This window comes from Pseudanabaena sp. 'Roaring Creek', from assembly GCF_001402795.1.
Lineage (GTDB): Bacteria > Cyanobacteriota > Cyanobacteriia > Pseudanabaenales > Pseudanabaenaceae > Pseudanabaena.
In genome coordinates, this window is sequence record NZ_LIRE01000535.1 from 1 (window position 1) to 5,817 (window position 5,817).

Sequence of the window (5,817 nt, forward strand, 5' to 3'; positions counted from 1 at the left end):
ACTGACAGCTATACGTATAGCCATTACAGCAATTATCGATCAAACAAACCAAGGGAATTTTTGAAAGCGTTGCTAAGCAACGCTTTCAAAAATTCCCTTGGTTTGGGTTTGAGCGCAAAGCGCTGTAAATCGCAATGCAAGTATTTTTTATAAAATAGCCATCTTTTTGGCGGTAAGTATTTTTACTCACGATTAGGTTGATGGGGACAGATTTGTGTAAAATTATTAAGACTTTGTAAAAAAGCAATTTTATATACTGAAAACTTAAATTTTTATGGCAAAAAAGAATCTAGCAAGCTTGACCTCTGCTGACTTGGCAGGCAAAAAAGTATTAGTAAGAGTTGATTTCAACGTTCCTCAAGATGAAAATGGCAAAATTACCGACGATACCCGTATTCGTGCGGCTTTGCCGACCATTAAATACTTGACTGAAGCTGGCGCTCGCGTAATCCTCACCAGTCACTTCGGCAGACCCAAGGGTGTTACCGAAAGCCTTCGCCTTAATCCCGTTGCAGCCCGCTTGTCTGAATTGCTAGGTAAGCCTGTGGTCAAAACCGATGACTGTATCGGCGACGCAGTTGCAGCGCAAGTAAATGCCCTTAATAATGGCGATGTCGCTTTGCTAGAAAACGTTCGCTTTTATCCTGAAGAAGAAAAGAACGATCCTGAATTTGCTAAAAAGTTAGCTTCCTTAGCTGATATTTATGTAAATGATGCTTTTGGTACTGCTCACCGCGCCCATGCTTCTACTGAAGGCGTAACCAAGTTCATCAGCACCTCCGTTGCTGGTTTCTTGCTCGACAAAGAATTGCAATATCTCAGTGGTGCGATCGACAATCCTCAGCGTCCACTCGCGGCGATCGTTGGCGGCTCCAAGGTTTCCAGCAAGATCGGCGTGATCGAAACCTTGCTGGATAAGGTTGATGTACTGCTCATCGGTGGCGGTATGATTTTCACTTTCTACAAAGCTCGTGGCTTGAGTGTGGGTAAGTCTCTCGTTGAAGAAGATAAGCTAGACCTAGCTCGCGCTCTTGAGAAGAAAGCCGCAGAACGTGGTGTGAAGTTCTTGCTTCCTACCGATGTAGTTGTTGCGGATAACTTTAAGCCTGACGCTAACTCTCAAACCGTCAGCATTGAAAATATTCCCGATGGTTGGATGGGCTTGGATATTGGTCCTGACTCCGTAAAGGTATTCCAAGCAGCACTTGCGGATTGCAAATCTGCCATTTGGAATGGACCTATGGGTGTATTTGAATTTGATAAGTTTGCCGTTGGTACTGAAGCGATCGCTCATACCCTTGCTGACTTGACAGGTAAAGGCACGATTACCATCATCGGTGGTGGTGACTCCGTAGCCGCTGTTGAGAAGGTGGGTGTTGCTGACAAGATGAGCCACATCTCCACTGGTGGTGGCGCAAGCTTAGAATTGCTCGAAGGCAAAATCCTTCCTGGTATTGCTGCTTTGAACGAAGCTTAATACATAAAAAAGCGGCGCAAAGCGCCGCTTTTTTATTCCCAAAATTCAACATTTAGCATTGAGTCAATATCTCGCTCAAACTGCCATGTATCGGGAAATTGATAGCCTTTTTTAGCGTACTCACCCCTAACATCCTTTAAGGCATACTTCCAAGCCGAATCAAAAAATTCATCCCAAAATCTTTTCAGGCTAGGCATATCTTCAAGCTCAATCTCGATGTCAGTCCGTTGAGTCCTGATCGTATTTTCCCATCCTTCAAAACAGTCAGGCATATTGACATACATTCGTTTGAGTAGATGGGCAAGTAACACCCGCAGCCGATTCCTGACTTCCTTTTTCTGAGATGCGCCCAAGCTCTCGATCTCCTCTATTAAGTTTTCAAGATCTACATGATCAAAGTCCCTAGCCTTGAGTTTGGCTACAGTATCTTGAGTCCATTGGAAGAAATCGGACTCATATAAAGTTTGACGCGCAATAGCCTGTGTCATTTCTAGCTCCTACAGCGATGTTCACTCTAAGAATTCTTTAGAAATTTGAAAGTGTTGTTTAGCAACACTTTCAAATTTCTGGGTTTGATTTTGTCGGGCTGCAAATCATTTATTTAACGGAAATTATCAGGATTGAGTCTTCTGCCACCGCTATTAAAGCCACTGTTTGCAAAGTTACCCGTACCACCATCACTGGGATCGAGGAACGGTTTTAGGTAAAGGTTACCACCGCGCAAATTAGTAGGAGTATTAGAGCCCGAGCGGTTTGGTGACAGGACAGAACCAAGCACGCCATTGATTCCCGACAAATCAATGCCTAAGCCCAGATCGCTGCTGAGATCGCCTAAAGAGCGATCGCGTCCTCTATAGGTATTGACGGCGGTAGTTTGCTGACCGTTATCAGCCGTAGCGAGATTCCCAAAGACCTTGTCACGAGTGGCGATCGGATCTTGCCCGTTAGGCACGGTGAACACGATGCGACAGGCAGAATTTTTATCGGTAGTTGCGCAGACTACGTTATAGCCATTTTCAGTGCTAGTACGCATTTCTAATAGACCATCGGGGCGGTATAGTTCGAGACGACGGCTGATTTCGTTGCAACGACGTTCGGGAGACCAGCCATCGCCCATCGCCGCAGGCGCAGCCCAAGGGAAATATTTTTGCGGTTGGCTCTTGGGTTGATAGACAACGATGTATTGACCTTCTCGCATTTGACAACTAAAACGGGCGGTCTTGTTATCCGAAGGATTGGCAGCTTTGTCGTTAGGCTTATCGGAGGGAATTGTCGAAGGGGTTGAGTTAGGGTTAGTCTCAACGGGAACGATCTGTGCAAAACTGGGCATTGCCGCAAGGGGCAAAGTTAAGGCGATCGCTAGATAGCCGATCTGTTTTTTGAGAAATTGAGTTACGGTGCGAGTTGGGTAATTCATAGGATTAGTGGGATTAGCGAGTATATAAAAACTGATAAGCAGATCGAACTTTCCCCCAGATATATTTTGCTGCCTAGTAAGACCTAGAAGAGCGTACCGCCCGCGTAGCGGGCGGTACGCTCTCTGGGGTTTTTAATTATGCTGGACTACTTAATACCTAAATGATTTATACCAATTCACGAAAGTGAGACAACACTTTTGTGAATTAAAAAGTAAACCTAGTAAGGGTTTTCAAAGCTCAAAATGGCGTAGCCATTTTGAGCTTTGGTATTAGCTATAGAGATTGCTATCGACCTATGACCGCCAGAGATAGGAATAAGTTCCCCTGCACGCAAAAAAATTGCCGCAATATGCACGGCAATTTTTTTGCGGCAATTTTTTACTTATCGATTTCTTCGGTTTCTTCATCTGATTCTTCATCTAATGGTAAGGGCGATCGCAAAATTACTGTATTTTGCAGTTTACCAATGCCCTCAATTTCGATATAAATGCGATCGCCTGCCTCCATTGGTCCTACCCCTTCGGGTGTCCCCGTCAGGATAATATCGCCTGGAAGCAAAGTCATAATCTGGCTAATGTAAGACACGATGTAGTCGGGAGAAAACACCATTTCCTCAATAGAGGCGGACTGGAAAGGCTTCTTAAAGTCATTGACGAAGGTTTGGAGCATTGCCGTGGGACTGATTTCACGTACGATCCAAGGTCCCAACGGACAAAAGGTATCAAACCCTTTTCCCCTAGTCCATTGGCTGTCCATTCTTTGCAAATCTCTTGCGGTGACATCATTGGCGATCGTGTAGCCCCAAATGGCAGCGATCGCTTGTTTGGGAGTCAGATTAAAACAATGGGAACCGATTACCATTGCCAACTCGCCTTCATACTCTACCCGATTCGACTGTGGTGGCAGGGTTATTTCCCCTTCAGGATCGATTAAAGTTGTAGTTGGCTTTAAAAATAGGATTGGTTCTTTCGGCACTTCACCACCCATCTCAGCGGCATGAGCGGAATAATTTTTACCAACAGCTACAATTTTGCTCGGTTCACAGGGAACTAAGAGTTGGTAGGTATCTGGAGCAAGTAAATCACCATTTGGCTCCCCTCCCAGCCAAGGTGCTGCACTGAGGATCTTGACAGATTGGTTCAACTCTAACAGCCCGTAATAAACTTGTCCTTGGGAAGTTTTTACGCGAACATAACGCTCCGCCATAACATCTTTTTTTCGTATCTAAACATTAATAAGGGGAAATCTAGCAAACTTGATTATATAGCAATCGCCATCATAAGCCTAGAAAGGAGAGTCAGTACATTCTTGCTTAAAGTTCCTGCGAAGTTAGCGGCGAGTTAGCGGCGATCGCAGTTCATCTTGGACTTTCTTTTGATACTCACTGAGTTAATTTGAGCTATACCGCCGTGAGGTAAGGGATTGTCTTCCTGTATTTGGTTTTAAGTTTACTAACGCTACTTAGTAAATAGCTAGGCATAAATAAAATCCAGATTCAAAATATATAGCACTGGCTGCGTGTAAGCTACAGCTTTTGGGATTTTATATTTAATTGCACCTAGCTACTTAGCAAGACTTAGCAAAACTCAGATATGGTGGTAGTTTTTAAATTAGTAATTGGAAATATGAATCTATCGACATTCATTTTAATTTCGCTGGTAGCTGGAGTTGCGTTTGGGACTTTACTGAATACGACTTTTCCTGAGAATATCGAACTAATTAACCAAGTTTTTTTAGCTCCAGTCGGTGAGTCTTTCTTAAGGCTGATTCAGTTTGTAGTTGTTCCCATTGTTTTTTCCTCCTTAATTATGGGGTTAACCCGAATTCAAGGAGCTGGTCAAGTGGGTAGATATACGGTCAAGTTAATGACCAGTTACATAGTGACTAGCTCGATCGCTCTGGGAGTGGGTATGGGGACAGCCTACATAATTCAGCCTGGTAGTGGTGTGACGGGTTTTTCCCTATCCGCAGATATTAATCTGGCGGAATCTCCTTCACTCCTATCTTGGCTAGTGAGTTTAATTCCTGTAAATCCTTTAGAGGCACTTAGTACTGGTAATCTCTTGCAAATCATCTTTTCCGCAGTATTGTTGGGAATTGGGATCCAAATTGCTAAGGAGAAAGCCAAGCCCTTTGTAGAATTGATTGAAAGCATCTATCACATTAGCGAAAGGACTCTATCGGTAATCTTGTATGTAGCTCCTCTAGGCGTTTTTGCGCTGATGAGTTCGACGATCGCTACCCAAGGTTTAGAATTAGTTGCCAAATTATTGTTCTATGTTTTGGGATTAGTAATTGCTTCTTCGATCATGCTCTGCCTCGATATGTCAATCTTGTTTTTGCTAAAAGCCGATCCCGTAAGATTTATCCGCAGTCTCTCAGAAGCGATCGCTCTTGCTTTTGGGACGGCTAGTTCTAATGCTGCTTTGCCCGTTGTATTACAAAATATTCAAGAAAATTATGGTTTGCGGGAAGAAATTGCCAGCTTTGCGATTCCTTTAGGAACCGCCCTAAAACGTGATGGCGCAGCGATTTTACAGGGTTTTAACGCTTTATTTGTCGCCCAGATTTATCAAGTACCTTTAACGCCATCGCTATTAATGGCGATCGCCGTTAGTAGTTTACTTGTTTCCTTTAGTACCCCTGGCGTTCCAGGCTCAGCACTGATTACGATGGCAACCGTACTATCAGCATCAGGACTGCCCCTAGAAGCGATCGCCTTGGTTGCGGGTATCGATCGCATCACTGATGGGTTAAAGACTGTCGTGAATATTACTGGTAATAGTGTAAATGCCATCATCCTGAGCCATTGGGAGGCGGAACAATTACCTGAAGTAGAACAAATACCTGCCAGATAAATAACAACCAAGCCTATGCCAAACGCTAAGCGTTTGGCATAGGCTTTTATAGCTACAGTCACTT

5 protein-coding genes are annotated in these 5,817 nt (G+C 44.0%); 2 read left to right on the forward strand and 3 right to left on the reverse strand.

The window, feature by feature from the left end:
* Nucleotides 1-274 precede the first annotated feature (274 nt).
* Complete coding sequence (locus AC805_RS16045; RefSeq protein WP_055076352.1) at nucleotides 275-1,477, forward strand: phosphoglycerate kinase; 1,203 nt, start codon at nucleotides 275-277, stop codon at nucleotides 1,475-1,477.
* Nucleotides 1,478-1,509: 32 nt separating this feature from the next.
* On the opposite strand, the gene AC805_RS16050 is transcribed toward AC805_RS16045, so the two are convergent.
* The 3 genes from AC805_RS16050 to AC805_RS16060 form a co-directional block, all read right to left on the reverse strand.
* Nucleotides 1,510-1,965, reverse strand: coding sequence for a DUF29 domain-containing protein (locus tag AC805_RS16050; RefSeq protein ID WP_055076353.1), 456 nt, complete (start codon nucleotides 1,963-1,965; stop codon nucleotides 1,510-1,512).
* 113 nt (nucleotides 1,966-2,078) lie between these two features.
* A complete protein-coding gene (locus AC805_RS16055; RefSeq protein WP_055076354.1) occupies nucleotides 2,079-2,894 on the reverse strand; it encodes a COP23 domain-containing protein in 816 nt (271 codons plus the stop codon).
* 379 nt (nucleotides 2,895-3,273) lie between these two features.
* A complete protein-coding gene (locus AC805_RS16060; protein ID WP_055076355.1) occupies nucleotides 3,274-4,101 on the reverse strand; it encodes a fumarylacetoacetate hydrolase family protein in 828 nt (275 codons plus the stop codon).
* A gap of 419 nt (nucleotides 4,102-4,520) precedes the next feature.
* Here AC805_RS16060 and AC805_RS16065 point away from each other — a divergent pair, with 419 nt between their 5' ends.
* Nucleotides 4,521-5,753: a dicarboxylate/amino acid:cation symporter gene (locus tag AC805_RS16065; protein WP_055076356.1), complete on the forward strand. Its 1,233-nt coding sequence runs from the start codon at nucleotides 4,521-4,523 to the stop codon at nucleotides 5,751-5,753.
* Nucleotides 5,754-5,817 lie beyond the last annotated feature (64 nt).

Coding starts and splice junctions, on each gene's coding strand:
- AC805_RS16045 (WP_055076352.1), top strand. CDS start 275: ATGGCAAAAAAGAATCTAGCAAGCTTGACCTCTGCTGACTTGGCAGGC.
- AC805_RS16050 (WP_055076353.1), bottom strand. CDS start 1,965: ATGACACAGGCTATTGCGCGTCAAACTTTATATGAGTCCGATTTCTTC.
- AC805_RS16055 (WP_055076354.1), bottom strand. CDS start 2,894: ATGAATTACCCAACTCGCACCGTAACTCAATTTCTCAAAAAACAGATC.
- AC805_RS16060 (WP_055076355.1), bottom strand. CDS start 4,101: ATGGCGGAGCGTTATGTTCGCGTAAAAACTTCCCAAGGACAAGTTTAT.
- AC805_RS16065 (WP_055076356.1), top strand. CDS start 4,521: ATGAATCTATCGACATTCATTTTAATTTCGCTGGTAGCTGGAGTTGCG.